This is a genomic window from Arthrobacter sp. Dra40 (assembly GCF_059091905.1).
This window is the reverse complement of the sequence record NZ_JBNHHB010000329.1, coordinates 1-4,096: the sequence shown is the minus strand read 5'-3', so window position 1 is coordinate 4,096 and position 4,096 is coordinate 1. Positions and strand designations below refer to the sequence as shown.

General features: G+C 70.4%; 2 protein-coding genes. Both read left to right on the top strand.

Annotation, left to right across the window (positions count from 1 at the left end; translation table 11 throughout):
* Positions 1–13: 13 nt before the first annotated feature.
* Entirely contained in the window at positions 14–1,033 is a 1,020-nt protein-coding gene (gene cydB / locus AC5RWT_RS35075) for a cytochrome d ubiquinol oxidase subunit II (RefSeq protein ID WP_494084251.1), read from the top strand.
* 5 nt (positions 1,034–1,038) lie between these two features.
* Positions 1,039–4,096 (top strand): thiol reductant ABC exporter subunit CydD (gene cydD / locus AC5RWT_RS35070; RefSeq protein ID WP_494084250.1); only part of this gene is annotated, 3,058 nt, incomplete at its 3' end.

Below are 4,096 nucleotides of genomic sequence, written 5' to 3'. Positions count from 1 at the left end.
ATAAGAGGACTACATGGAATCCCTGCCCACCGTCTGGTTCATTGTCATCGCCTTCTTCTGGACCGGGTACCTGTTCCTGGAAGGATTCGACCTCGGCGTCGGCATGATGATGCGGGGCTTCGCCCGTAACAACACGGAGCGCCGCGTGCTGCTCAACACCATCGGCCCGGTCTGGGACGGCAACGAAGTCTGGCTGGTCACCGCGGGGGCTGCCACGTTTGCGGCTTTCCCCGAGTGGTATGCCGCCCTGTTCTCCGGCCTGTACCTCCCGTTGGTGCTGGTGCTGCTGGCCCTGATCTTTCGCGCCGTGGGCATCGAATACCGCGGCAAGGTGGACACCGACCGGTGGCGGGCCCGCTGGGACTGGGCGATCGCGCTGGGCTCACTCGTCGCGGCCTTCGGTGTCGGCGCCATGCTCGCCCTGACCACCACCGGCCTGCCGCTGAACGCCAACGGCGACCGCGTGGGCGGACCGTTCGCCTGGTTCAACGGCTATGCGGTGCTCGGCGGGCTGGCAGTGGTCGGCTTTAGCCTGGTGCACGCGGCCGCGTTCCTGGCGCTGAAGACCGACGGCGAGGTCCGCTTGCGGGCCAAGGCGCTGGTCCTGCGCTGGCTGCCGGTGGCGCTGCTGCCGATGGCCGCCTGGGCGGCCGTGCTGGTGCTGCGCCACGGCAAGGCGGTCACGGTGGCGACGCTGCTGGTCGCCGCCCTCGGTGCGGTGGCGGCATGGCTGCTGGCCAAGGCCGGACGGGACGGGCTCTCCTTCGCCGGGCTCGGCATCTTCGTGGTCGCCGGGTCGGTAACCATCTTCACCGCGGTGTTCCCCACCGTGCTGCCCTCGACCGTCGACGAGGCATTTAGCCTGACCGTGCAGTCGGCGTCGTCCTCGGACTACACGCTGGGCGTGATGAGCGTGGTGGCGTTGTTCGGCATCCCGGCGGTGTTGGTCTACCAGGGCTACACCTACTGGGTGTTCCGCAAGCGCGTGAGCGCATCCGCCATCCCCGCCGCCCACTCCGTCGTCGCCCAGTGAAGCCGATGCCGCCGGTTGGCGCGGCCGGCAAACGCGCGCTCTACCTGCTGGGGCTGGCCGCCGCCATCAAGGCGGCCGGGCTGGTGCTGCTCGCGTCGGCAGTGGCCGTTGGGGTTGCGGGCGTGGCAGACGGGACTTTCAGCTGGGACAGCATCCTGCCGGCCGGTGTCCTCGGCGCCGTGCTGCGCGCGGCGGCGGCGTGGGGCCAGGACGTGGCGGCGCAACGGGCGGCAGCGGGCGTCAAGGAGGACCTGCGGGCCCGCCTCGCCGCGCGGATCCTGCACGACGGCGGCGCCCCCTCGGACCGTGACGGCGCCTCCGCCATGGGACACGGCGCGTTGAGTGTGCTCGCCACGCGGGGGCTGGACAACCTGGACGACTATTACACCAAGTACCTGCCTGCCCTGGTGACCTGTGCGGTGGTGCCCCTGCTGGTGGGGCTGAGGATCCTGTCCGCTGACTGGGTCAGCGCGCTGATTGTGGTGCTCACGCTCCCATTGGTGCCGGTCTTCATGATCCTGATCGGCAAACACACCCAGGACCGGACCGAGGAGGCCGCCGCAGCCCTGGACCGCCTGTCCGACCACCTGCTGGAACTGGCCCGCGGACTACCGGTCCTGGTCGGACTGGGCCGGGCGGCGGCACAAACCCGCGCCCTGCGCGACGTTGCCGGGGCCTACCGCGAACGGACCATCGCCACGCTGCGGGTGGCTTTTCTGTCGTCCTTGGCACTGGAACTGATCGCCACCATTTCCGTGGCCGTGGTGGCGGTGTTCGTGGGCATCCGGCTGGTCTACGGCGGGATGGAGTTGGAAGCCGGACTGCTGGCGTTGATCCTGGCGCCGGACTGTTTCCAGCCACTGCGAGACCTCGGTTCCGCGCACCACGCGAGTGAAGACGGAGTGGAGGCCCTCAAGCGCAGCAAAGCCGTGCTGGACGCGCCGTCGGGCCGGGCGCTGGTACCGGTGCACGTGGAAACCGGAAGAGATGATGCCGTACCCGGCGCCGGCGCATCCGGCAGGGGAGCGCCGGAGCTGCGGGTAGCCGGGCTGGCCGCGGGCTACCCAGGCCGCGGGCTGGTCGTGGAGGGGTTGGACTTTACCGCGCCGGCCGGCAGCATCACGGTGCTGTCCGGGCCGAGCGGCGGAGGCAAGAGCACCGTGCTGGAGATCCTCGCCGGGCTGCGCCGGGATGGGGCAGGCATTCGGGCCGCCGGCCACGTATCCGGCGTCGACCGCGGCCGCATTGCCTGGATCCCGCAGCACCCAGTGCCCTCTGAAACCACCGCCGCCGAAGAAGTGGCGTTGTATGCCGGACTGACCGGCCCGGCCGGTCGCGCGGCAGCGGCGGAAGCACTGGGGCACGTCAACGCCGCCGGTTTGGCCAACACGGGAACCGGCGACCTCAGCCCGGGCGAACTGCGCCGGGTGGCCGTGGCACGCGCCTTGGCCCGGATCGAGCACGTCCCCGGCGTGGACGTGCTGCTGGCCGATGAACCGACTGCACATGTGGACGCGCGCAGCGCACGCGCCATCGAGGCTGCGCTGGACAGGCTCCGCGGCAGGGTGACGACTGTGCTGGTGTCACACGATCTGGAGACAGCGGCGCTCGCCGACCACGTGGTGCCGGTAGTGCCACCGGGCCCGGAAACCGCTGCTCCTGCCGCACGGGCGGCAGGCCGGCTGACGCGGACACCGGCAACGGAGCCGGAGACCGAACGCAGCGAGCCTGAAACCGAAACCATGAACGGCGGCAGATCAACCGCACCCGAGGAGCCCATCTCTGGTGCTGCGCCAGGCCTGCTGAGGCAGGCAGCTCTGCTGCGGCCGTGGAGCCCCGGGTTCCTGGCCGCGTTGTGCTTTGGCGTCGGCGCAGCGCTCTTCGCCGTCGCGTTGGCGGGCCTGTCCGGCTGGCTGATCGTCTATGCCAGCGAACAACCGCCAATCCTGCACCTGATGACATCGATCGTGGGTGTCCGTTTTTTCGGTATCGGACGTTCGGTGCTGCGGTACCAGGAGCGGCTGAAGCTTCACGACGCCGTCTTCGAAAGCACCGACCGGCTGCGGATCCGGCTGTGGAACGGACTGCTGCAGCGACCCGCGGCGTGGCGGCGGCTGGCCCGCGGAGGCGGCGCGCTGGAACGGCTGGTCGGTGATGTGGATGAACTGCGGGATGTCGCGCCCCGGGCCCTCTTTGCCCCGCTGGTCGGGCTGCTGGTGGCCGCCGCTTCCTGCGTGGCCACGACACTGCTGATGCCTGCCGCCCTTGGATGGCAGGTGCTGCTCTCGGTGATCTGCATCATGGTGGCGCCCGCCGTGGCGCGATGGGCCGACCGCCACGCCCAAGCCACCAACGTGAAGGTCAAGGGCAGGTCGCTGAACGCTTTCACGCGTCTGCTGGGCGCCGCGCCGGACCTGGCAGCCAACTCTGCCGCTGAGCCCCTGCTGCAGCGGGCGCGCCGGTTGGACCGGGAGGCAACTGCCGCGGTGCAGCGCAGCGCCTGGGCCCAAGGACTGGGACACGCGCTGACCGTGCTGGCCTGTTCGCTGGCGGCCGTCGTGATGATGGGTTCAGCCGGCGGCACAGTGCCGGGACTGGCCGCCGTCGTCGTGCTGATGCAGTTGGCGCTGGTGGAACCGTTTATGGCCGTGAACACGGCGGTACAACAATGGGGAACCTGGCGTGCAGCCGGTGCGCGGGTGCTGCCGGAACTCGGCAGCCCCGACACGTCGGCCGGGGACGCGCCGGCCGACGGCCTGGTGGACACGCTGGAACTGCGGGACGCGTCCTACCGCTACCCGGGCGCGGACCGCGACGCCTTCACCGGAGTGGACCTGAGGGTGGAGCGCGGGCAGTGGCTGGGGGTGACCGGACCCTCGGGCAGCGGAAAATCCACCCTGCTCGGGGTCCTGCTGGGATTCCTGCCACTGGCCTCCGGCCAGTATCTGGTCAACGAAACTCCCGGCCACGCGCCGCGGTCGGCGATCGCGTGGATGCCGCAGGAAGCGCACCTGTTCAACTCCACGCTCCGGGCCAACCTCCTGCTGGCCCGACCGGCAACCG